Genomic DNA, 21,689 nt, shown 5'->3' on the forward strand with positions numbered 1-21,689 from the left:
CCGGATGAGACGACTGCGGACAGTGGCGTCGGCGGCGGCCGCCGTGGCGGTCCTCGGCGCGGGATACGCGGCCGGGTCGTGGCCGGTGTCCGGGCACGCGGTGCCCGGCATGACCGCGGCCGATCTGCCGAAACTACAGGTAGGGCCCTATCCGTCGGCCCCGGCGGAATTCGTGCCGTTCTACGGCACGGTCGCCGACGCGTACGCGATCGAGTCGCGGCGCATGATGTCGTATCTGGCCGGGCCCGACCGCATCGATCCCGACGTCCGGTATCTGGGCGGGGCCCGGCTGCTGAGCAACTCCGGCGCCGACTACGACGACGACAACGGGCCGTTCCCCAAGAACTGGCAGCCGGTCGCGGAACGCAACCGGCTCATCGCGGGGGCCTACATCGCGCGCGACAACGGCAGCGTGCGGGCCCGCAAGCACATCGTCCTGGCGATCCAGCGCTTCCCGTCCGAGCAGGCCGCCCGCGCGGCCGTCGACGGGTACTGGGAATCCTTGAACACCCCTGAGCGGCACCCGATTCCGATCGACACCACCGACCTGCCCGCCGACACCCACGACACCGCGCGGGCCTCCTCCCGCACCGATGACCGGGGCGAGCTGGTCGCGGTGCGCGGCGTGTTCGTGATCATCGGCCATGCCGTGATCCCGCAGAACGATCCGGCCGCGCTCGGCACCCGCCTGCGAGACCTGCTGCGCGCCCAGCTCACCGCGATGGCCGAGCTGAAACCCACTCCGCTCGAGGATCTTCCGGACCTGCCCGGCAATCCCGACAAGATCCTGGATCTCACGCTGCCCAACCAGTACGACAGCTCCGACTCCGATCGGTGGGGCGGCCGCGGCCAGGGCGGGATCTATACGCCCGCGGCCGCACTGCATTTCGAGCGCGACACCGCGGTGGCGCGGCCCGCGTTCGAGGCGGCCGGGGTGGATCTGGTCGCCCGCAACGGGGCGACCGTGTACCGAACCCGGGATCTGCAGGCGGCCTTCGGTTTACAGACCGCGCTGACCCGGCTGGGCCGCGACGACGACGAGGTCCCGAACCCCGCGGGCATCACCGACGCGCACTGCGTACGGCTCGATGAACCCGAGCCGATCCGCGACGCCACCTATCTGTGCGCGGTGGTCTACGGCCGGTACGTGGCGGTGATCGGGGCACAGGCCCGGTTCAGCGGCGGCGCGCCCGCCTCGTTCGAACAGCGGGTGTCGGCGCAGTATTCGATGCTGGCCAGGAGCGGATAGCGCCATGAGGATCGCACGATCGAGCATCCGGCTGCTGGCGCTCACGGTGGCGGCCGTGCTGGCCGGCGGCTGTGGGTCAGGCCCGAACGACCCCGCCGCGCCCGCGTCACCCGCCGCGACCGTCGATGTGTCGCAATTGGATCCGGGGAACTATCCGGTGGTGCCGCGGCAGATCACCACCATGAAGCCCGACATCAGCGTCGGGGACGTGGTGCAGGAGGCGATCCGGCTGGGCGAGCACGTCCCGCTGCCCCTGGAGATCGACGAGCGGCTGGGGTACGGGTCGGCCGGGCCGGCGGTCACGGCGGACTATCCGCCGATGGGGATCGACGGGTTCAACGATCGCGCGCCGGGGCTGGTCGCCGGCTGGCAGACCGGTGGGCGGCATCGGTACGACACCACGCTCGGGCTGAACGTGCATCTCACCGTGCTGCGCTTCGGCAAGCCCGCGCAGGCCGCGACGGCCGCGGATTTCCTTGCTTCGCAGGCGAGTCCGGAGTACCCGGACAAGGGGCCGGTGCAGATCCCCGGCTATCCGGCCGCGCGGGCCGCGCTCACCTCCCTCGAATGGGTGCGGGCGCTGTACCCGCAGGGCGAATACCTGTACTGGCTGCACGTCGAGGACGACCTGACCGCGCCCGACGGTCCCGCGTTCCTGATCGACGTGGCGAAGCGGATGCTGGACAAGGCGATCGAATCGATGCGGGACTATCGCCCCACCCCGCCCGACCAGCTGGCGGGTCTGCTCAGCGATCCCGACGATCTGCTCAGCCGCGTGCTGCCCGCGGGCAAGGGCCAGGTCCGGGCGAGCGAGGGACTGTACGGCCCGCACGCCGCCCTCTCCCACGACGATCGACCGGCCGCCTCCCGCCGCGCGTACGCCGACGCCGGAATCGACCTGATGGCCAGTTCGCTCAGCAATATCTACCGGACGAAGGACGACGCAGCCGCCCAGCGCTTCATCGCCGCCTTCGTCGACGAACTGCTCGACCGGTACAAGCCCGTCGACCCGCCGCCCGGCCTGGCGACGGCCCGTTGCCTGCAGCTGAAGGACGTGAAGTACGCCATCGGCGCGAAGTTCATGTGCTATCTGCCCTACCAGCGCTACGTGGCCGAGGTGTCCGCCGACCAATCCCAGGATCTGCGCCAACGACTTTCGGCCCAGTACCAGCTGCTCGCGTACGGGCACATCTGAGCCCGGACGGGCATCGTGAGAGTTGCTACATTCGACAAGGCCGGAATCCCGGCCGCGCGCTAGGAGGATGCGAATGCCGTTGCGGCCCGGCACTGTTGTGGGCGGCCATCGGATCATCCGGGTGCTGGGCAGTGGCGGGATGGGGACCGTCTATCTGGTGCAGGACCCGATGTTTCCCGGGCGGCTCGACGCACTGAAGGTGCTCAGCAACGACCTGTCCCACGACGAGGTGTATCGGGCGCGGTTCGCACGCGAGGCGAATCTCGCCGCGGAAATGGATCATCCGAACATCGTGACCGTCTACGCGCGCGGGGAGGAGGACGGGCGGCTGTGGATCGCCATGCAGTACGTCCCCGGCACCGACGCCTCCGTGGAGTTGAAGCAGCATCCCGAGGGGATGACGCCGCAGCGGGCGCTGCGCATCGTCACCGAGGTGGGCAAGGCGCTGGATTACGCGCATCGGCGCGGTCTGCTGCATCGGGATGTGAAGCCCGCCAACTTCCTGCTCTCCCGTGACGAGGACGCGCATCCGGGCGAGGAGCGGGTGCTGCTCACCGATTTCGGCGTCGCCAAGTCGGTGACCGACGGCCGCGAACTCACCGCCACCGACGCCATGATGGCGACCCTCGCCTACGCGGCCCCCGAGCGGCTGGTCGCCGGGCCGCTGGATCATCGCGGCGATATCTACAGTCTCGGCTGCGCTTTCGTGAAGCTGCTCACCGGGCGCACGCCGTTCCCGGTGAATTCCATCGCCCAGGCGACACTGGGTCACCTCCAGGATCCGCCGCCCGCGCTGGGCACGCTGCGCGCCGATCTGCCGCCCGCGCTGGACGCGGTGATCGCGAAGGTGCTGGCCAAGAATCCCGACGACCGCTACGCCACCTGCCGGGACTTCACCGAGGACGCCGCGCTCGCCTTGCAGGGCCGGATGCCCTCCGCGCCACCGATCGTCGAGTCCGAGCGGCCGACCGAGCGGATCACCCGGCCGCAGCCGATCCACTCGGGGACCCGTGGCTCCCGTACCGCCCGCTGGCGCGCCCTCGCGGTGGCGGCGGCCGTTGCGCTGCTGGGTGTTTCCGGCACCGCGGTCTACCTGGCCACGCACCAGGATTCCGGCGGCGCCACCGTCACCCAGACCACCTCGACCCCCAGTGATTCCCCGGCCCAGGTCCGCGCCGCGCATCCGTCGTTCCTCAACAAGACGGTGGCCGCCTACAACCTCGGCGACAGCTCCCTCTCCGTCGACCTGGATTCGAGCGAGCAGGCGAAGTTCCTGCAGGACATCGGCTTCCGCTACGCCACCGACTTCCGCGCCAAGCCCGACGAGACCTCCCCGCGCCCGTTGTCCGCCTCCGGCGAGACGGTCCCCGACGTCGACCTGGTCATCATCGTGCGCACCGACAAGCAGGCGGGCAACGGCGGCCTGCGTGGCCTGCCGAGTTCCTTCCTGTCCTCCAGCCTCACCCACGCCCGCCTGGTCATCGTCGACGATCCGGCCACCGCCCAGGCCTTCCAGACCTGGACCCCGAATTCGACGGACGTCGCGATCGCGAAGATCGTGCCCGCCATCGCCAAGGTGCTCTGACCCTCCGCCTACGGCTTCCCGGAAGTCGGTGCGCGCCAGCGTGATCCGCGTCTCACGCAGCGTTGGGCGTCCAGGCGCAACTGCGCCACTCCGGTTGGCGCGCCCCCGCCGTCCTGTTACGCTCCGGCCCGAACAGGAGGTCGTGGTGCTCGGAAGACGGTGGGGGATCCTCCGATATCTGCTGGTCGCAGTCGTATTCGTGCTGGCGGGTTGCGGTTCGTCCCCGGCCTCCCAATCCGACCCCGGCTCAACCCCTTCCGCCCACTCGAATCGTGACGTGTGCACGCGGATGCTCGACTTCTTCCACACCACCTTGGGCGTCCCCGAAGCGCAGGTAGCCGAACTCAGCCAAGGCACCATCAATGCCACCATCGGCATGAACGGCTCCTGCTACCTCAATCTGAAGCCCCGTGCCCCCTACGTGGCCTGGCTGACCCTCCGCAATATGCGCAAACCGGACCACACCGACCCCGAGGGCGGCCGCTACCACCGCCTCGACGGCTTCGACGAAGAGGTCTGGCGCTCCGCCGACGACTCCTTCCTCACCCGCATCGGCACCTGGGAAGGCATGATCGCGATCGACGACAAGGTCGCCGCCACCAGCTCGGTCCCGCTGAAGATGACCGATGCCAAAGTCCGCGACACCATCACCTTCCTGATCGCCACCACCCGCGAACTCCAATAGGCGGAGTCAGTTCGGGAGGCGGTGGGTCCGGGAGGGGATCGATTCCAGGCCGTCGCCGATCCGGCGGGCGGCGGCGGACAGCTCGGCGAGATAGTGGCGGCGTTCGGAGCGGGTGACGTCGGGGCGCAGGGGGCCGATCTGGAGTTCCATGACGGCGTGGCCGCTGTCGTCGAAGACCGGGGCGCTCATGTAGCTGAGCGGGAGCGTGGCGTCGGAGTCGAAGGTGGGCTGGTCGTAGGCGCTGCCGCCGAACGTGGCCAGCTGGGCCAGGACTCGGCCGCGAAGGTCCTTGTCGCCGGGGTGTTCGGCCAGGTGGGTGGCCACGTCGGAGAGCACTCGGAGGCCGGGGAGGCTGTCGGGTTCCAGGCGCCAGGCGCAGTAGCCGGCGGTGCGGAGGGTGTCGAGGACGGCGCGATATTCGTCACGTCGTTCGGTGCCGCGGGTGTCGAGCCAGTCGCGTTGCCGGGCCTTGCCGGTGTGGGCGATGATCGCGGCGCCGGCGGGAGCCAGGAGGGGGATGCGGACGCCGGATTCCATGCCGATGGTGAGGCGGTCGCGGGTGACGGCGACGAATTTGAGGTGGCCGCCGCTGAGCGCGGTGAGGGCGGCGCCGCAATTCACGCGGTCGGCCAGTTCCTCCAATTCGCGCTCCAACCAGGCACGATCGTGACGGCCCGCGGCGGCGCGGGCGCCGATGGCGGCGAGGCGGCCGCCCAGTTCGTAGCTGAGGTCGGGGAGGCGGCGGACCCAGCCGCGGTCGGCGAGGGCGGCCAGGATGGAGCCCGCGGTGGAGCGGTTCAGGCCGAGGGTGTCGGCGATCTCGGCGGCGGTGAGCGAGTCGCGTTGGGCGGCGAGCAGTTCCACGATGGCCACCACCCGCTGGGTGGGGGGTGAACTCTCTGTCTTGCCTGTGGGCACCACGGTCTCCTAGCCTGAGCCGCGACAAATAGCCGTACGGCTGGGTACGAATAGTCGCATCGAGGAGCGGGACATGGCAACCAGGGCACAGGGGCCGAGCGGGTCGTGATCGCGGATTTCGCCGACCACTGGCTGCTGTACTGTTCCATCCCGCTCGTCGCGGCGCTCATCGGCTGGGTGACCAAGATCGTCGCCGTGCAGATGCTCATGAAACCGCTCGAGTTCAAGGGCATCCCGCCGTGGCTGGGCTGGCAGGGCGTCATCCCCCGTTCCGCCCCGCGCATGGCCACCATCGCCGTGGACCTCATGTTCGGCAAGCTGATCGATCCGCAGGACATCATCGCCCGCATCGACATCGGCGAACTCACCACGCGCCTGCGCGAACCCCTCGACGCGGGCGTCGACTTCATGGTGCGCGCCATGATGATGAAGCACGAGCCGCGGCTGTGGGTGAACATGCCCGAGGCCGCGCAGCGCGCCATCATCGAACGCGCGCAACGGGATCTGCCGCAATTGATCGAGGACATCGTCTTCGACCTGCGCACCAATATCGACCAGGTGATGGACCTGCGCGGCATGGCCATCAACGCCCTGGTCGACGACAAGTCGCTGCTGGTGGAGATGGTGCGCCGGGTCGGCAACAACGAGCTGCGCTTCATCGTGCGCTCCGGGCTGATCTTCGGCACCGTGCTGGGTTTCGTGCAGATGTTCACCTGGTCGCTGACGCACAATCCGTTGCTCATGCCCGCGTTCGGCGGTTTCACCGGTCTGCTCACCGACTGGCTGGCGCTGCAGATGATCTTCCGCCCGATCCGCCCGGTCGGCATCGGTCCGTTCAAGTGGCAGGGCCTGTTCCACAAGCGCCGCGAGCAGGTCTGCACCGACTACGGCGACCTCATCGCCACCGAGATCCTCACCCCCGCACGCATTCTCGAGGCCGTCCTCAATGGTGAACGAGCCGACCGCTTGGCATCCCTGCTGAGCCGCCACGTCAGCGAGTTCCTGGAACTGCAGACCGGCCCGGCCCGCCCGCTGGTCATGATGGTCGCCGGCGACAGCTACACCGCGATCGAACGCGACGCGGTCACCTTCGTCCTCGACCACATCAAGGCCGCCGCCCACTCCGGTTTCGACCAGCACGCCATCGAAGCCCTCGATGTCCGCAGTCTGGTCATCGAGAAGACCAAGCAGTTGTCCGACGACGAGTACGAGGGCCTGCTGCGACCCGCCTTCAAACAGGACGAATGGAAGCTGGTCGCGATCGGCGCGGTGCTCGGATTCCTGGTCGGCGAACTCCAGGTTCACCTGATTCTGGGGTGAGCCCGCCGATTTCGGGGCACATTCCGACCGCCGTTCCAGCCCGTCGGCGTGGCGTTGGTCGTACGATGGGCACTCGCGCGCAAAACCGCCGGTAGTCTCGAATTCGCATGCTACGCATGCTGGACGGCACGGTGAAGTACCACGCAGCGTCGGCGAAATCACCGCGAGTCTCCTCAAATTGCGATGTTTGCGAATCCGAATCGGTACCATCCCCCACGTGCGCAAGATGTATGCGGGGGCCCGACTACGGCGGTTGCGCGAGGAACGGCGGATGACCCAGGCGGCCTTGGCCAAATCCCTGGACCTGTCGCCCAGCTACCTCAACCAGCTCGAGCGTGATCAGCGACCGCTCACGATTCCCGTGCTGCTCAAACTGAATTCCACCTTCGACCTGGACGTGCAGTTCTTCGCCGCGGACTCCGACGCGCGGCTGGTCTCGGACCTGCACGAGATCCTGGTGGAGGCCGCGGGCGGCAATGCCGCGCCGGTGGCCGAGGTCGAGGATCTGGCCACCCGCATGCCCGAGGTCGCGAAGATCGTTGTGGCCATGCATCGCCGACTACGGGCCGCGACCGACCAGTTGGATCTGTTGTCCGCCAAGGTGGCCACCCCCACCGGCGCGCCCGGCGTCGCGATGCCCTACGAGGACGTGCGCGACTTCTTCTACGATCACCACAATCACATCGCCCAGCTGGATCTGGCCGCCGAGCGGCTGTTCGAGGAGAGCGGGCTGACCATCGGCTCGCTCGACCGCCAGCTGGCGCGGGTGGCCGAGGAACGCGCGGGCGTCACCGTCCTGGTGCGTGGCGACGGGGCCGACCCGAACATTCCCAAGCGCCACTACGAACCCGAGACCCGCACCCTCACCCTGGCCCGCCGGCTGCGGCCCGGGCAGCGCGCCTTCCAGATCGCCACCACCCTGGCCTTCCTGCTGCACGGCGCCCTGCTCGACGAGGTGCTCGACGAAAACCCCGCCCTCAGCGGCGAATCCCGCACGCTGGCCCGGATCGGCCTGGCCAATTACTTCGCGGGCGCGCTGGTCCTGCCCTACGGCAAGTTCCTGCGCTCGGCCGAGGAACTGCACTACGACATCGACCTGCTGGGCCTGCGCTTCGAGGTCGGCTTCGAGACCGTCTGCCACCGCCTGGCCACGCTGCAACGCCAGGGGCAGCGCGGGGTGCCGTTCTTCCTGATCCGCAGCGACCGGGCGGGCAATATCTCGAAACGCCAGTCCGCCACCGCCTTCCACTTCTCCCGGGTGGGCGGCAGCTGCCCGCTGTGGGTGGTGCACGAGGCGTTCGACCAGCCCGGCCGAATGCTGTCGCAGGTGGCGTCCATGCCCGACGGGCGGCGCTACCTGTGGGTGGCCCGCACCACCGCGCCCACGCCGAGCGGGTTCGGCGGCGGCGGAGGCGAATTCGCCATCGGACTGGGCTGCGATATCGAATACGCAGACCGCCTGGTCTATTCACGCGGCCTGGAGATCGACGATCCCGCCGCGGCGATACCCATCGGAGCGGGCTGCAAGGTGTGCGAGCGCCCATCCTGCGCCCAGCGCGCCTTCCCACAGATCGGGCGGCCGCTGGCGATCGACGAGCACACCAGTTCGGATCTGCCGTACCCCCGTATGCCCCGCTGAGGCCGGCGAGCCGGAAGCGGGGCTTGCATCATGCTTGCCCTCATCCAATTTGGATATCCATTTCGCCCGATTGCATCAAATACCGAAAGGTATTAATACTGTCTAGTATTCTTGATCGCGCACCTGGAAAATCATGAGTTACCCGGATTAATCCGGCGTTTGCTCCCCATCTCCCGCGCATCCTGTGTAGCGTCTGGATTCGCTCGAAGATTTCTCGGAACAAGCGGTGGGCGGCAGTGATCGGTATCGACGGATGCCTCAAACGCATCATGGACATTCCCGGTGCTTGCAGCGTCACCCTCGTGGACGGCGCGAGCGGGCTGGCCATCGCCGCCGCCGGTCGCCACGACGTCGTCGATCAACACGAAGACGCCGCTGCCGCAACCGATGTCGTGCGCTCGGTGCTCACCTCCCCGGCCATGGCCACCGGCCGCCCCGGCGACGACATCACCGAGATCATCGTGTGCGGAACCGGCGGATATCACCTGCTGAATTTGATCGACGGCGATTTCGACGGACGGCTTTTCGTGCACGTTCTCTTCGACGGCGACACCGGCAATCTCGCCATGGCCCGTTACCAGCTGCGGATAATTCTCGCCGAATTCTCCGAGGATGATCATGGACAGTGAACTCGTCATCGAACTGCGGCGGCTGGAACAGCAACGCGGCACCGGCGTGCTCACCGTGGGCGATGGCGCATTTCATCTCGTCGAGGGCGCGATCGTGGCCGCCGATTGCCGGCGCACCACCGGACTCGATCGCCTGGCGATAACCGCCGGGCTCACCGACACCGAGGGCTGGCGCCGCGCCCGGTCCGGAACCCCCGACCAGCTACCGACCGGCCCGCGGCTGGAAACCCTTGCGCTGCTGTCGGTCTTCGACGCCGCCTACCTGCTGCTGGCCGCGCCCGCCCGGGTGGAGTTCCAGGACGGGCCGGCGCACTGGCTGGCCCACGCCTGCCGGATCACCCCGGGCGCGCTCATCCACGAATGCGCCCGCCGCGGCGACCCGACCGCAGGCGTGTGGCCGGTGGAGCTGGTCGATCGCGTCGCCGTGGTCCCGGTGCGCCGGGTGCAGCGACGGCGCGTGGTGCTCACCGGCGGCCAGGCCGAGGTGCTCGCCGCGGTCGACGCCCGCCGCAGCATCACCGGGCTCGCCGCGGACCTGGGCCGCACCACCTACGGCTGCCTGCTCGCGGTGCGCGAACTCACCGCGGCGGGGCTGATCGAGGCGCCGGTCATGGTGGCCCTGGCCGACCACGTCGGCGCCGACGCCGAGCCGGACCGGCAACCGGCCGAACGATCCGCCGCCCCGGACGAGAACTCCGCGGCGGCAACGAATTCCGCCCCGCCGCTGCGCCGCCGGGTGCGGCAGGCCGCGGCGGTCGCCGTCCCCGACCGCTGGGAACCGCCCGACCGGGACGTCCTCATCCGGCTACGGGCGGCACTGGAGGAACTGGCATGACCGCGAACGGATAGGGAGGCGGCCTTGGAGGAGCTCGCGTGACCGCGCGGCGAAGGCGGCTCGGCGAATTGATAGGAAGGTTGACCAAAGTGGCGATGTCCGGCCCAGAACCGAACACGCAGGTACACAGGGAGCTGAAGGCGCTGCGGGATCGGGTGCCGCAGTTGACCGGCACGCTGGTGGCGTCCACCGACGGGCTGCTCATCGCACACGATCTGCCCGCGCACATCGAGCCGGCGGGCATGGCGGCGCTCACCGCCGCACAGCTCTCGCTCTCGCACCGGCTCGCCGCGACCGCGCACGGCGGCGGCTTCCACGAGGTGGTGGTGCACGGCGAGAGCGGCGACGTCGTCATCTACGCCGTCGGCTGGACCGCCTCGCTCACCGTCCTCGCCGGGCCCGGCACGAATATCGGCCGCGTGCACCTGGAATCGCGGCCCACCGCCCGGGCCATCGCCGACCATCTCGCGGCCGTCACCGGCGACGCCGATCCCGCCGCCGCGCTGCCGCCCGGAACACAGACTTCGAACCCCAAGTGAAACACCGATTGAAAGGAAACCCCATGTCCAACATGGATATCGCACTGAAGGACATGATGGTGATCGACGGCGCGATCGGCGCGGCCGTGGTCGACTACAACAGTGGCATGGCGCTCGGCATGCTCGGCAGCTCGAAGGCGCTGGACCTGCAGGTCGCCGCCGCGGGCAACACCGAGGTGGTGCGGGCCAAGATGCGCACCATCGACCAGCTCGCCATCAAGGAGGAGATCGAGGACGTCCTCATCACCTTGAGCAGCCAATATCACATCATCAGGCCGATGACCGGACGGAAATCCAAGGGCCTGTTCCTCTATCTGGCGCTCGACCGCGCCCGGGCCAACCTGGCCATGGCCCGCCACCGTCTCAAGGGCATCGAGGAAGACCTCGAGGTGTGACCTGTTCCGCGCCGAATCCGGGTGCCCGTACGGGCGAATTCGCCGAATCCCCGTACGGGCGAACACCATTGTGAATCCCCATGACGGGTCACCGTTTTGACAGCCGATACCGGGCACACTTCCAGCACCGAGCCGGTAGTCTGAACCGCGTCAGCCGATGCCAGACGGCGTTGTCCCGCATCGAGGACCCCGGCTGCTCTTCTTCGCCTCGCGTCCGAACCCGACTGTGAAAGGACGAAGGGAACCCGCTCATGACTACCAAGGCAGATCTGCCGGACGGACTGCAGATGCGGACCAGCACCGTCGGCGGCGCCAACGGCAGCTGCGTGCAGGTCGGCTACTGGCCCGGCCGCGGCATCGTGGTGGCCCACAGCAAGGAGGGTAGCAACGGCGCGGTGCTGCTCTTCACCGTGCGCGAGTGGGAATCCTTCATCGAGGGCGTCAAGGCCGACGAATTCCCCGCCGCCGTTTAGCCCGGCGAATGGGACGTCCGCGCCACGGACGGGCTAGGTTCGGTGGCTGTGGCGTTCGAATACCGGGTCGGTGACATCCTCGAGCTGTCCTGTCCGTTCACCGCGGCACGGGTCACCGAGCTGATGGCGGACCAGGTCCGCGTCGAATGGCCCTGGTGGGCCGACGATCCCGACGGCGACGGCTGGAACGGCGTCGTCACGGTGCCGACCGGACCCGGCGCACCCGGCTGGGAACACGAACTGTTCCGAATCCGGTCCGCCGACGGCGAACTCGCGGCCGACGCGCCGTGCCGGGTCGGGATTCCGCCGACCCTGGTGCGCGTGACCGGGCTGCGCGAGCACGAACCGCCCCGCGCCACCGGCCGATTGCCCCGGCCGCGCCGGGAGATCGCCTACCTGCGTGCCGGACTCGCCGACGGGCCCCGAGCAACCGATCAGGAACCGGTGTTCGATCCTGACGACGGCATCCCCCGGACCGTCGAATTGCGGTTCCGCCCCTACGCATTCCTCGAACCGGGCGACGAGGTCGCCGACTCCTCCGGCCGCGCCTGGCGCTTCGGCGGGCCCTGGGACTGGCAGCCGTTCGGCCCGCCCGCCACCGGCGAACCGAGCTGGCCGCTGATGCTGCTCACCCGCGACGGCGACAGTGACGACGCCGCCGCGGTGGACATCACCGAGGCCACGCTGTCCGGCTCACACGAGGAGGAGATGGCGCGGTGGCGCGAACTCGCCGGGCTGGCCCCCGACGACGCCACCGCCGAATAGTCCGTCAGGACTTGGCCAGATACTCCAGTCGTTCGCCGTCCACGGCCGCGCGCATCATGCCCGCCAGACCCGGATGGTTCTTCAGTCCCGGATCCGAGGACACGATCTCGCGCGCCACTTCCTGTGCGGCGGTGATGACTTCGAGGTCGTCCAGCAGCGACAGCAGGCGCAGGCTGCGGGCGGTGCCGGACTGGGCCGACCCCAGCACATCACCCTCGCGACGCTGTTTGAGATCCAGGACCGCGAGTTCGAAACCGTCGGTGGTGCCCGCGACCGCCTCCAGGCGGGCCATGGCCGTCCCCATCGGGTTGGTCTCTGTGATCAGCAGGCACAGGCCCGCGTGCTTGCCACGACCGACCCGGCCGCGCAGCTGATGCAACTGGCTGACGCCGAAGCGGTCCGCGTCCACGATCACCATGACGGTGGCATTCGGGACGTCGACGCCGACCTCGACCACCGTCGTGCAGACCAGCACATCGATCTCGGCGTCGTTGAAATCCCGCATGACGCGGTCCTTCTCGTCCGCGGGCAGCCGGCCGTGCAACAGGCCCACGCGCAGATCCTTCAACGGGCCCGCCGCCAGCATCTCGTACATGTCGACGGCGGAATGGGTGGTGGGGCCTTCCTTCTCCTCCTCGGCCTTCGCCTTGCGGCCCTTGCCCTTCCCGTTCTCCTCCTCGTCGCCGATGCGCGAGCACACCACATACGCCTGCCGCCCCTGCGACACCTCTTCGTGGATGCGCTCCCATGCGCGATCCACCCACGCCGGTTTCACCTTGGCGGGAACGACTTTCGAGGTGATCGGCGACCGGCCGCGCGGCAGCTGGGTCAGCACCGAGGTCTCCAGATCACCGAGGGTGGTCATGGCGATGGTGCGCGGAATCGGCGTCGCGGTCATCACCAGCAGGTGCGGGCTTGCCGCGCCTTTCGCCTTGGCGCGCAGGGCATCCCGCTGCTCGACGCCGAACCGGTGCTGTTCGTCGACCACCACCATGCCCAGGTCGAAGAACTCCACATTGTCCTGGATCAGGGCGTGGGTGCCGATCACCAGACCGGCGTCACCGGTCACCGCGTCCAGCAGGGCCGCCTTCTTCTGGCCCGCCGACATGGAACCGGTCACCAGCACGATCTTGGTGGCGTTCTCGTCCGCGCCCAGCTCCCCCGCCGTGCCCAGATCGCCGAGCATCTTCGACAGCGACCGATAATGCTGGGCGGCAAGGACTTCCGTGGGCGCGAGCAGCGCGCACTGCTGACCGTTGTCGACCACCTGCAGCATGGCGTGCAGGGCCACGATGGTCTTGCCCGAACCCACCTCACCCTGCAACAGCCGGTGCATGGGGTGCGGACGGGACAGGTCCGCGGAGATCTCGTCGATGACCGCGCGCTGGCCCTCGGTCAGCTCGAACGGCAGCCGCTTGTCGAAGGCGGCGGCGATGCCGTCGGTGCGCGGCGGGCACGGCTTCGCGGTACGGCCCTCGGTCTGATGACGGCGTTCGGCCAGCACCAGCTGCAAGGCCATCGCCTCGTCGAACCGCAGCCGGCCGCGGGCGGCCTCGATATCGGCCTTGTGCTCGGGTAGGTGGATCAGGCGCAGCGCGTCCGACACCGGCAGCAGCGAATGCTCGGTGCGCAGCGATTCCGGGAGCGGGTCGTCGATCGGGTCCAGCTGATCGAGCACCTGCCGGATGCAGCGCAGCAGATCCCAGCTCTGCACCTTCGCCGTCGACGGATAGACCGGGATGAACTCGCGCTCGAAGAACGAGACATCCACTCCCCCGGCGCCTTTCGCGGTCTGCGCCAGGCCGCGCAGCGCGCCGCCGCCGCGCACCGAGGTGAGGTTCTCGATCGACTCGCCCTGCTCGGGCAGGATCAGATAGTCGGGGTGCGAGAGGTTCCAGCGGTCCGGCCGCCACCAGTGCACGGTGCCCGACATCATCGCCCGCACACCGTCTTTCACCAGATAGCGGACCTTGTCGCCGTTGAAGAAGGTGATCTCCACCGGGCGGGGGCCGCCGGTGTCCAGGTTCACCTTGAGCAGGCTGCCGCGACGGTTCTTCATCGGGCGCAGATCGGTCTTGGTGACCCGGCCCATCACCGTGATGTGCTGGCCCTCCTCCGGCTGCTCCTCGGTGAGCGGCTGCCCCTGGGTGGCGTAGCGCAGCGGATAGTGCCGCAGCAGATCCTCGACGGTCTGCATGTCGAAGTGCTCCTGCAGCGATTCCGCCGCCTTCACCCCGAGCACGTGATCGAGCCGATCAGCCAGCGTCGCCATCTATTCCACCCCGATCTGCACCAGGTCACCGGCCTGACCGCCCGGGTACACCACCACTTCCACACCCGGGAAGCCGGCCGCCACATGCGCGGTCAAGTCGTCGGAAAGCCCCTCGGGCGCATCGCCACCCAGGAGCATGGTCACCAATTCCCCGCCCAGGCCCAGCATGCGGTCCAGCAGCGTGCGACCGGCGGCCCGCACATCGGAATCGATGACCACCACATCGTGGCCGACCAATCCGAGCCCGTCGCCCGCCGCGCACATCCCCACCATGGTCAGCGCGCGCTCCGGCGCGACCCGCAACGCACCCCACCGGGTTCCGGCCGCCGCCTCCGACATGGCGAACGCGTCATCGGCCGCGGCCCGCCCGCCGTCGTGCATCGACAGCGCCGCCAGGCCCTGCACCATGGACCCGCACGGCAGCATCAACACCTCGCGCCGTCCGTCGCGCGCCGCCACACTCACCGCCACCAGCTCGTGCGCGGGCAAGGCCCCGTTCGGCAGCACCAGCACCTCCCGATGCGGGATGCGCCGGATCGCCTCGAGCAGCACCTCCGAGGTCACCGCCCCCTCGATCACGACTGCCCCCGCGTCCTCGAACAACCGCACCGCCCCGACCCCCGACGCCACCGCCAGAATCGCGCGATCGACCCTCCCCGCCGGCGTATGCCCGGAATCGTCGAGCACCTCGATCCGGATCCCGCTCAACGCGCCCGCCGCCAGCCCGGCCTCGACCGCCGCGCCCGCGTCCCCGCAATGCACGTGCGCGGACCAGGTCTCCGCGCCGTCGCCCACGACCACGACCGAATCCCCCAGCGCCCCGAGGCGATCGCGCAGCTCGCCGATGCGCTGCTCCTCGGTCCCGCGCACCAGGAACATCACCTCGTAGTGCGGAACACCGCCTCCGACCGCGGAGCGCAGCGCATGCGTATTCGAATTCGATAGCTCTGCAATGGAATTCGATGCGGTTTCCGAACTCAGCGCCTCGCGGTCCGGAAACCGGGACGGCCGCCCTTCGGGCGCGCCGCGCCGGTACACCGGGCGCGGCGGCGCGCTGCCGCCGGCCGCCACCACCAATTCGTCCAACAGCACGAGCAGTCCGCGCGCTCCCGCGTCGACCACCCCGGCCTCGCCCAGCACCCCCAATTGGGTCGGCGTCTCCCCCAGCGCCTTGGCCGCCCCTTCCGCCGCCGCCAGCGCCACAGCCGGCAGTTCCCGTTCGGTGGCATCGGCGGCGCGCTCGGCGGCCCGGTCCAGCACGGTGAGCATGGTCCCCTCGACCGGCGAGCTCAACGCCTCCCGCACCAGCCGCGCCGCCTGCCGCAGCGCGACCCGCAGCGCCCGCTCGGTCAGCGGCTCCTCGGTCACCGCGTCCGCGATGCCGCGCAATACCTGCGACAGGATGATCCCGGAGTTGCCGCGGGCCCCGATGGTCGCCGCCCGAGCCATGGCGGCGGCGATGTCCCGGGCCGATAGGTCGGAGTCGCCCGTCGGGGCGGTAGCGCCCGACCGGGCCGCGGCCTCGGCCCCGCCGACGGCCGCGCGCATGGTGCTCAACAGGTTGGTGCCGGTGTCGGAGTCGGCGACGGGGAAGACATTGAGGGCGTTGATCTCGTCCCGGTGGCGTTCCAGGGCGGTGAGGGTGTGGCGACCCCAGTTCAACAGGGCCGTACCGTCGAGCGCGTCCGCTACCCCGGGCACCGTCACCGTCCTTCCGCTCACGTCGTGAAATCCCCTCGCCAGCCTAGTCGGGGCAACCGACACCGCGCCGTCACCTGGCGTTCGTACACCGCATACGGGACCGGTACCGGGGGGCTGATTGGACACGCCCGGGACGGGTTGGCTACTCTTGGGCGGTTGCCTCACGCAGGCACGGTCCTGCTCGCTCAGGTATCGGCATGCGTTCACCGGCTCTCAGCCGGTAGGTACGGTCCAAGACATTAGGCTTTCGGACACGCTGTACGTCGTGCAGCGGGTCCCTCTATGACATGAAGGAGCTCGCGACTATGGCTGCCGTCTGTGACGTCTGCGCCAAGGGCCCCGGCTTCGGTAAGTCGGTTTCGCACTCGCACCGGCGCACCAACCGTCGCTGGAACCCGAACATCCAGACCGTGCGCGCCCAGGTTGCCCCCGGCAACACCCGCCGCATGAACGTCTGCACCTCCTGCCTGAAGGCGGGCAAGGTCGTTCGCGGCTGATAAAGCGCTTTTCGTCGGAAGCCCCGGCACCCAGAATGGGTGAACCGGGGCTTTCGTCGTTCCGGGGACGAGACAGGGTGGCAATCATGGGTGAGTGGCAGGTCGTTCCACTCGAACCGAAGTACGTCCACAGCATGTCCGAATGCCACATCGCCTGCTGGCGGGAGGCGTATCAGGGGCTGGTGCCGCAGCACGTGCTCGACGCCTTCGACGTGGACCGGCGGGCGGCGGCGTGGAGCCGGATCCTGTTCGAGTACCCGGGGCGGATCCGGGTCGCGGTGCTCGACGACGGCACCGTCATCGGCTTCGCGGGCAGCGGCGAGAACCGCGAGGAATCACCCGCCGCCGAATACGAGCTCAGCGCCCTCTACGTCCGCGCGATCTACCACGGCACGGGCGTGGCCCAGGCGCTGATGGACGAGGTGCTGCCGGAGACCGGCGATGTCGCGCTGTGGGTGTTCGAGGAGAACCCGCGCGCGCGAGCCTTCTATACAAAATACGGCTTCGAACCCGACGGCGAACGCCGAGTCGAAGCCTTCTCTCCCGCACTGCAAGTGCGGATGGTGCGCCGGGCCCTGACGGGGTGAGGCCCGGCGCCGCGGGTCACGCCGCGCCGTTGAGGCAATCCACCTGCTGGCTGATCGACTGCAGCAGGCACGCCGTCCGCGAGGTGACGTTGGACGAGAGTCCGCTCACGCTGTTGGTGTCGAGCAGGCTGCCGACGGGCTTGACCGAGGAGGTGGACTCGGGGACGTAGGGGTCCAGGGTCAACGGCTCGGCATTGGCGATGGCCGGGGCCGAGGCCAGCGCGGCACCGGCGGCCAGAGCGACGAAAACACCACGGGCAGTCTTCTTCTGCATACACATGCTCCTGAATCAGGTAACGGATCAGCGCTACGGCAGACGCCAGTCGACCGGCGCGGCCCCTAGGGTACCCAGCAATTCGTTGGTTCGGGAGAAAGGCCGAGATCCGAAGAATCCTCGCGAAGCCGACAGCGGCGACGGATGCGCGGATTCGATGTACGGCGTATCGCCCAGCATCGGCTTCAAAGTGGACGCGTCGCGGCCCCACAGGATCGCCACCAGCGGCTGGTCCCGGGCAACCAGCGCGCGAATTGCCTGCTCGGTCACCGCTTCCCAGCCCTTGCCGCGATGCGAGGCCGGCTGACCCGGCTGCACGGTCAGCACGCGGTTCAGCATGAGCACGCCCTGATCGCACCACGGCGACAGGTCACCGTTGGACGGCATCGGCAGGCCGAGGTCCTTGGTCAGCTCGGAATAGATATTGGTCAGGCTGCGCGGAATCGGCGAAACGTCCGGGGCCACCGAGAAACTCAGGCCCACCGGATGCCCCGGCGTCGGATACGGATCCTGACCCACGATGAGTACCCGCACCTTGTCGAACGGCCGCTGGAAGGCCCGCAGCACGTTCTCCCCCTTCGGGAGATAGCCACGCCCCTCGGCGTTTTCGACTCGCAGGAATTCGCCCATCACGGCAATACGGTCGGCCACCGGTTCGAGGGCCTCGGCCCAGCCCGTATCGATGACTTCCGACAGTGGTTTCGCGCCCATGTCGGGAAAACTTATCGTGTCGAGTTTCATCGCGGTACCGGACCCTGCTATGCGAAGGAATCCCAACCGGCAGGTCCGGTTCGGGAGGTTCCGTCCACCGTCACGCCCTCGCCCGCGACAACCCGGCCGACGCGCCGCCAGCCCTCCGGCAAATCGCCCGAATCAGTGAAAGTCGCGGCGAAGGCGTGGTCCTCACCACCCGCCAGAATCCAGTCCAGGGGGCTGACGCCCAGCGCCTTGCCGACCGCGTCGAGCTCCGGGTCGGTCAGGGCTTCGGACTCCAGATCGATGGCCACCCGGGAGGATTCGGCGATATGCCCCAGGTCGGCCAGCAAGCCGTCCGACACATCGGTGAGCGCGGTGATCTCCGCGGTATCGGGCAGCTCCAGCACCGCCTCGTACGGGGGCCGCGGAACCCGGTGCGCGGCAACCACGTCCGCGAACTCCGGTTTCCCGGCCTGGCTCGCGGACAGCACCGCGAACCCCGCACCCGAATGCCCCAGCGGCCCGGCCACCGCCACCACATCACCCGGCCGCGCACCCGACAACTTGATCGGCGCGCGGCGCGGATCCCCGAAGGCCGTGACGCTGATGATGATCAGCGGGCTGCGCACCATGTCGCCGCCGGCGATGGACGCGCCCGCCCGCCCGGCCTCGGCCCACATCCCGTCGGCGAGCGCGCGCACGAATTCGACCGGCGTCTCGGCCGGACAGCCCAGCCCCACCACGAACGCGCTCGGCACCGCGCCCATGGCCACCACGTCGGCGGCGTTCTGGGCGATGGCCTTGCGGCCGATCTCCTGCGGGCTCGACCAGTCGGTCCGGAAGTGGCGGTCCTGCACCAGCATGTCGGTGGTCACCACGAAGCGGCCCTCCGGCGCGGCGATCACGGCGGCGTCGTCGCCCGGGCCCAGCAGCACGCCCGGCGTCTGCGTGCGCCCCGCGTTCACCAGCGCGATGAGCCCGAATTCGCCGAGCTCGCCCACGGTGCGGGCGGCCGGAACGGACTGCGGATCGCTGGCGGTGGTGATGGCGGTCTCCTTCGGGGCGAGTGTGATGCGGGCGGCCGACCGCTCGACGGTACCCTCGAAGCCGCAATCGACGACCAGCAGCCGGGCAGCACACCGCGAGGACGCACACCCGGCACGGCACGATCGGGGATCGACGACCGGATGAGCAACGACACCCGCGGCACCGAACCGGACCACAGCGACGCGGCGGCGCCCGACGCCCTCGAGGACACGGCGGCCCAGACGCCCGCCACCGAGGCCGACGCCGACTCGACGCCGGAGTCCGCCGCCGGGGACGACGCCGACTACGAGATGCGTCGCTCGCCCGCGCTCATCGCCACCGCCGTCGCGCTGCCGGTCGCCCTGGTCGTCGGCCTGCTCGTCCTGGGCGTGCTGGCCAACCGGCACCACAGCCGCGACCCGCTGGCCCTCGGTGCGGTGCCCGCGCCCGCGGCCGCCGGACCCGAATGCGCCGCGCTGCTCCCCGCCCTGCCCGACAAGATCGGCGACTACACCACCGCCGAACTGGTGCAGCCCGCGCCGCCCGCCACCCACGCCTGGCAGCTGCCCGACGGCGGCGACGCCATCGTCGTGCGCTGTGGCCTGGACCGGCCGCTGGAATTCACCAAGTCCTCGCCGTTGCAGGTGGTGAACGGGGTCAACTGGTTCGAGCTGCGCGACCAGACCAGCGGTGTCACCTCCGGCACCTGGTGGGCCGTGGACCGCGGCACCTATGTCGCGCTGACCATGCCCGACAATGCCGGAGCGACTCCGCTGCAGGAGGTTTCGGAGGCCATCAAGAAGGCCATGCCCGAGAAGCCGATGGATCCGAACCCGATCCCCAACTGACAGATATATACGGAGAAGCGGTTCGCTCAGAGCTTGCGGAGCGTGGCCTTCCCGGCGGTGAGGTCGATCTCGGGTCCCTCGTCACCGTCGCCCGGATTCTCCCGGTGCATGAGCACCGACTGCCGCTGCTCCATCTCCAGCCGCTTGCCGGAGCTGAAGGCCGCGTCGAACTGTTCCAGGCCGATGGCCGCCGCGCCCCGGCCGTCCTCGTTGCGCATCCACGGCAGCGCGGTGCGCCCGGTCAGCTTGCGATACGCCACGTCGGCGAAGGCCACCGCGATGATCAGCAGGGCCAGTCCGGGAATCGTGAGGGCGACGAGCACACCGCCGAGGCTACGCGCGGACCCGGCTCGCGGCGTCGCCCCGCGGTCGCACACGAACGGCCCGGTCCATCATCCGAAATGATGAACCGGGCCGTCGGAGCGAGGGTCAGCGCAGGCCGGTGCCGCGGGCGCGGGCGGTCTCGATGAGGGTGCTCACCAGGGTCCGGTTGTCGATCCCCGCGGCCTCCCACATGCGCGGGTACATGGAGATCGAGGTGAAGCCGGGCATGGTGTTGATCTCGTTGATGACCGGCCCGTCGGCGGTCACGAAGAAGTCGACACGGGCCAGGCCCTGGCAGTCCAGGGCACGGAAGGCGCGCACCGCGAGCTCCCGGATCTGCTGGGACACAGCGTCGTCCAGCTTCGCGGGGACGTCGAACTCGCAGACGTCGTCGAGGTACTTGGTGTCGAAGTCGTAGAAGTCGGGGGCCTGCGCGTCGTCCTCCGGCATCCGGATCTCGGCCACCACACTGGCTTCCACCCGGCCGTCCGGGAATTCCAGCACGCCGCACTCGACCTCACGGCCGACGATCCCGGCCTCCACGATCACCTTCGGGTCGTGGCGGCGCGCCTCCTCGATGGCGGCGTCGAGCAGGTCCCAGCTGTCCACCTTGGTGATGCCGATGGAGGAACCGCCGCGGGCGGGCTTCACGAACACCGGCAGACCCAGACGATCGCGGTCGGCCTCGGAGACGGTCGCGACGCCGGGGCGCAGCACGATCTGCACGCCGATCGGAAGCCCCTCGGCCGCAAGCAGTTTCTTGGTGAATTCCTTGTCCATGCCGGCCGCGCTGGCCAGCACGCCCGGACCGACGTAGGGCAGTTCGGCCAGCTCCAGCAGGCCCTGCAGGGTGCCGTCCTCACCGAACGCGCCGTGCAGCACCGGGAACACGATGTCGACGGCGCCGAGCACGGTCTGCGCGCCGTCCAGCGGCACCAGCGCGCCCGCGCGCGAGGGATCCGCGGTCAGCGCCAGCGCGGTGCCCTTGTCGTCGACCATGGGAAGCGCGCGATCCTGCGCGGACAGCGTCCGCGGATCGGCGTCGCCGAGCACCCAGGTGCCGTCCCGCGTGATGCCGATCGGAACCGCCTCGTAGCGTTCGGGATCGAGGCTCGCCAACACGGTGCGCGCGGACACACACGACACCCCGTGCTCGTTGCTGCGGCCGCCGAACACCACCGCCACCCTGGTCCTGTTGGTCATGCCCCGAACCGTACCCGGTCGATTGTGGCGGCAG

General features: G+C 69.3%; 23 protein-coding genes. 15 read left to right on the forward strand and 8 right to left on the reverse strand.

What is annotated here, in order from left to right; translation table 11 throughout:
* The first annotated feature begins 4 nt into the window (after window positions 1–4).
* The 4 genes from ABZ382_RS33690 (at window position 5) to ABZ382_RS33705 (ending at window position 4,714) form a co-directional block, all read left to right on the forward strand.
* Entirely contained in the window at window positions 5–1,249 is a 1,245-nt protein-coding gene (locus tag ABZ382_RS33690) for a hypothetical protein (protein ID WP_357097525.1), read from the forward strand.
* A 4-nt stretch (window positions 1,250–1,253) separates the two neighbouring features.
* Window positions 1,254–2,444, forward strand: coding sequence for a hypothetical protein (locus tag ABZ382_RS33695; RefSeq protein ID WP_357097527.1), 1,191 nt, complete (start codon window positions 1,254–1,256; stop codon window positions 2,442–2,444).
* A gap of 73 nt (window positions 2,445–2,517) precedes the next feature.
* Window positions 2,518–4,029, forward strand: a complete 1,512-nt coding sequence (locus ABZ382_RS33700) for a serine/threonine-protein kinase (RefSeq protein WP_357097529.1) — start codon at window positions 2,518–2,520, stop codon at window positions 4,027–4,029.
* A gap of 277 nt (window positions 4,030–4,306) precedes the next feature.
* Window positions 4,307–4,714 (forward strand): hypothetical protein, encoded by a 408-nt coding sequence (locus ABZ382_RS33705; protein WP_357097531.1) that lies wholly within the window; start codon window positions 4,307–4,309, stop codon window positions 4,712–4,714.
* Between the two features lie 6 nt (window positions 4,715–4,720).
* Here the strand turns inward: ABZ382_RS33705 and ABZ382_RS33710 are convergent, their stop codons facing one another.
* Window positions 4,721–5,632 (reverse strand): helix-turn-helix domain-containing protein, encoded by a 912-nt coding sequence (locus tag ABZ382_RS33710; protein WP_357097533.1) that lies wholly within the window; start codon window positions 5,630–5,632, stop codon window positions 4,721–4,723.
* 105 nt (window positions 5,633–5,737) lie between these two features.
* On the opposite strand from ABZ382_RS33710, the gene ABZ382_RS33715 reads away from it, so the two are divergent.
* The 8 genes from ABZ382_RS33715 (at window position 5,738) to ABZ382_RS33750 (ending at window position 12,227) form a co-directional block, all read left to right on the forward strand.
* Complete coding sequence (locus tag ABZ382_RS33715; RefSeq protein WP_357097535.1) at window positions 5,738–6,952, forward strand: DUF445 family protein; 1,215 nt, start codon at window positions 5,738–5,740, stop codon at window positions 6,950–6,952.
* Between the two features lie 217 nt (window positions 6,953–7,169).
* Window positions 7,170–8,591: a short-chain fatty acyl-CoA regulator family protein gene (locus ABZ382_RS33720; protein ID WP_357097537.1), complete on the forward strand. Its 1,422-nt coding sequence runs from the start codon at window positions 7,170–7,172 to the stop codon at window positions 8,589–8,591.
* A 236-nt stretch (window positions 8,592–8,827) separates the two neighbouring features.
* A complete protein-coding gene (locus ABZ382_RS33725; RefSeq protein ID WP_357097539.1) occupies window positions 8,828–9,220 on the forward strand; it encodes a hypothetical protein in 393 nt (130 codons plus the stop codon).
* The gene (locus ABZ382_RS33730) at window positions 9,204–10,055 is read left to right on the forward strand and encodes a hypothetical protein (RefSeq protein WP_357097541.1); all 852 of its coding nucleotides are present in this window, start codon (window positions 9,204–9,206) and stop codon (window positions 10,053–10,055) included. The genes ABZ382_RS33725 and ABZ382_RS33730 overlap by 17 nt, the downstream gene beginning before the upstream one ends.
* A gap of 95 nt (window positions 10,056–10,150) precedes the next feature.
* Window positions 10,151–10,594: a roadblock/LC7 domain-containing protein gene (locus ABZ382_RS33735; RefSeq protein WP_357097543.1), complete on the forward strand. Its 444-nt coding sequence runs from the start codon at window positions 10,151–10,153 to the stop codon at window positions 10,592–10,594.
* Window positions 10,595–10,617: 23 nt separating this feature from the next.
* Window positions 10,618–10,989, forward strand: a complete 372-nt coding sequence (locus ABZ382_RS33740) for a hypothetical protein (protein ID WP_357097545.1) — start codon at window positions 10,618–10,620, stop codon at window positions 10,987–10,989.
* A gap of 251 nt (window positions 10,990–11,240) precedes the next feature.
* Window positions 11,241–11,462, forward strand: a complete 222-nt coding sequence (locus ABZ382_RS33745; RefSeq protein WP_357097547.1) for a DUF397 domain-containing protein — start codon at window positions 11,241–11,243, stop codon at window positions 11,460–11,462.
* Window positions 11,463–11,510: 48 nt separating this feature from the next.
* On the forward strand, window positions 11,511–12,227 hold the full coding sequence (locus ABZ382_RS33750) for a hypothetical protein (RefSeq protein ID WP_357097549.1): 717 nt from the start codon (window positions 11,511–11,513) through the stop codon (window positions 12,225–12,227).
* 4 nt (window positions 12,228–12,231) lie between these two features.
* On the opposite strand, the gene recG is transcribed toward ABZ382_RS33750, so the two are convergent.
* Both recG and ABZ382_RS33760 read right to left on the reverse strand, forming a co-directional pair.
* Window positions 12,232–14,499 (reverse strand): ATP-dependent DNA helicase RecG, encoded by a 2,268-nt coding sequence (gene recG, locus ABZ382_RS33755; protein ID WP_357097551.1) that lies wholly within the window; start codon window positions 14,497–14,499, stop codon window positions 12,232–12,234.
* Window positions 14,500–16,221 carry a DAK2 domain-containing protein gene (locus ABZ382_RS33760; RefSeq protein WP_357097553.1) on the reverse strand — a complete coding sequence of 574 codons (1,722 nt, stop codon included), beginning with the start codon at window positions 16,219–16,221 and terminating at the stop codon, window positions 14,500–14,502.
* Window positions 16,222–16,505: 284 nt separating this feature from the next.
* Between ABZ382_RS33760 and rpmB the strand changes: the two genes are divergently transcribed.
* On the forward strand, window positions 16,506–16,697 hold the full coding sequence (gene rpmB / locus ABZ382_RS33765) for a 50S ribosomal protein L28 (RefSeq protein WP_011210730.1): 192 nt from the start codon (window positions 16,506–16,508) through the stop codon (window positions 16,695–16,697).
* Window positions 16,698–16,783: 86 nt separating this feature from the next.
* A complete protein-coding gene (locus ABZ382_RS33770; RefSeq protein WP_357097555.1) occupies window positions 16,784–17,284 on the forward strand; it encodes a GNAT family N-acetyltransferase in 501 nt (166 codons plus the stop codon).
* A 16-nt stretch (window positions 17,285–17,300) separates the two neighbouring features.
* Here the strand turns inward: ABZ382_RS33770 and ABZ382_RS33775 are convergent, their stop codons facing one another.
* The 3 genes from ABZ382_RS33775 to ABZ382_RS33785 are packed head-to-tail and all read right to left on the reverse strand — an operon-like array spanning window position 17,301 to window position 19,477.
* Window positions 17,301–17,558 (reverse strand): hypothetical protein, encoded by a 258-nt coding sequence (locus ABZ382_RS33775; RefSeq protein ID WP_357097557.1) that lies wholly within the window; start codon window positions 17,556–17,558, stop codon window positions 17,301–17,303.
* A gap of 33 nt (window positions 17,559–17,591) precedes the next feature.
* Window positions 17,592–18,269: a uracil-DNA glycosylase gene (locus ABZ382_RS33780; RefSeq protein ID WP_357097640.1), complete on the reverse strand. Its 678-nt coding sequence runs from the start codon at window positions 18,267–18,269 to the stop codon at window positions 17,592–17,594.
* A gap of 47 nt (window positions 18,270–18,316) precedes the next feature.
* Window positions 18,317–19,477: a thiamine-phosphate kinase gene (locus ABZ382_RS33785; protein ID WP_357097559.1), complete on the reverse strand. Its 1,161-nt coding sequence runs from the start codon at window positions 19,475–19,477 to the stop codon at window positions 18,317–18,319.
* Between ABZ382_RS33785 and ABZ382_RS33790 the strand changes: the two genes are divergently transcribed.
* Window positions 19,442–20,128 carry a DUF3515 domain-containing protein gene (locus tag ABZ382_RS33790; protein ID WP_357097561.1) on the forward strand — a complete coding sequence of 229 codons (687 nt, stop codon included), beginning with the start codon at window positions 19,442–19,444 and terminating at the stop codon, window positions 20,126–20,128. The two genes, ABZ382_RS33785 and ABZ382_RS33790, sit on opposite strands and share 36 nt — an antisense overlap.
* A 26-nt stretch (window positions 20,129–20,154) precedes the next feature.
* On the opposite strand, the gene ABZ382_RS33795 is transcribed toward ABZ382_RS33790, so the two are convergent.
* Together ABZ382_RS33795 and ABZ382_RS33800 are read right to left on the reverse strand one after the other, a co-directional pair.
* On the reverse strand, window positions 20,155–20,451 hold the full coding sequence (locus tag ABZ382_RS33795; protein ID WP_357097563.1) for a DUF6191 domain-containing protein: 297 nt from the start codon (window positions 20,449–20,451) through the stop codon (window positions 20,155–20,157).
* A gap of 106 nt (window positions 20,452–20,557) precedes the next feature.
* Complete coding sequence (locus ABZ382_RS33800; protein WP_357097564.1) at window positions 20,558–21,655, reverse strand: D-alanine--D-alanine ligase family protein; 1,098 nt, start codon at window positions 21,653–21,655, stop codon at window positions 20,558–20,560.
* Window positions 21,656–21,689: the final 34 nt, after the last annotated feature.

The sequence above is a fragment of the Nocardia sp. NPDC005825 genome, from assembly GCF_040630175.1.
Classification (GTDB): Bacteria; Actinomycetota; Actinomycetes; order Mycobacteriales; family Mycobacteriaceae; genus Nocardia.

What these genes read in the sequence shown, in the direction of transcription:
- ABZ382_RS33730 (WP_357097541.1), top strand. Translation starts at nt 9,204, where the DNA reads ATGATCATGGACAGTGAACTCGTCATCGAACTGCGGCGGCTGGAACAG.
- ABZ382_RS33800 (WP_357097564.1), bottom strand. Translation starts at nt 21,655, where the DNA reads ATGACCAACAGGACCAGGGTGGCGGTGGTGTTCGGCGGCCGCAGCAAC.
- ABZ382_RS33690 (WP_357097525.1), top strand. Translation starts at nt 5, where the DNA reads ATGAGACGACTGCGGACAGTGGCGTCGGCGGCGGCCGCCGTGGCGGTC.
- rpmB (WP_011210730.1), top strand. Translation starts at nt 16,506, where the DNA reads ATGGCTGCCGTCTGTGACGTCTGCGCCAAGGGCCCCGGCTTCGGTAAG.
- ABZ382_RS33735 (WP_357097543.1), top strand. Translation starts at nt 10,151, where the DNA reads ATGTCCGGCCCAGAACCGAACACGCAGGTACACAGGGAGCTGAAGGCG.
- ABZ382_RS33790 (WP_357097561.1), top strand. Translation starts at nt 19,442, where the DNA reads ATGAGCAACGACACCCGCGGCACCGAACCGGACCACAGCGACGCGGCG.
- ABZ382_RS33775 (WP_357097557.1), bottom strand. Translation starts at nt 17,558, where the DNA reads ATGCAGAAGAAGACTGCCCGTGGTGTTTTCGTCGCTCTGGCCGCCGGT.
- ABZ382_RS33700 (WP_357097529.1), top strand. Translation starts at nt 2,518, where the DNA reads ATGCCGTTGCGGCCCGGCACTGTTGTGGGCGGCCATCGGATCATCCGG.
- ABZ382_RS33745 (WP_357097547.1), top strand. Translation starts at nt 11,241, where the DNA reads ATGACTACCAAGGCAGATCTGCCGGACGGACTGCAGATGCGGACCAGC.
- ABZ382_RS33770 (WP_357097555.1), top strand. Translation starts at nt 16,784, where the DNA reads ATGGGTGAGTGGCAGGTCGTTCCACTCGAACCGAAGTACGTCCACAGC.
- recG (WP_357097551.1), bottom strand. Translation starts at nt 14,499, where the DNA reads ATGGCGACGCTGGCTGATCGGCTCGATCACGTGCTCGGGGTGAAGGCG.
- ABZ382_RS33740 (WP_357097545.1), top strand. Translation starts at nt 10,618, where the DNA reads ATGTCCAACATGGATATCGCACTGAAGGACATGATGGTGATCGACGGC.
- ABZ382_RS33780 (WP_357097640.1), bottom strand. Translation starts at nt 18,269, where the DNA reads ATGGGCGCGAAACCACTGTCGGAAGTCATCGATACGGGCTGGGCCGAG.
- ABZ382_RS33695 (WP_357097527.1), top strand. Translation starts at nt 1,254, where the DNA reads ATGAGGATCGCACGATCGAGCATCCGGCTGCTGGCGCTCACGGTGGCG.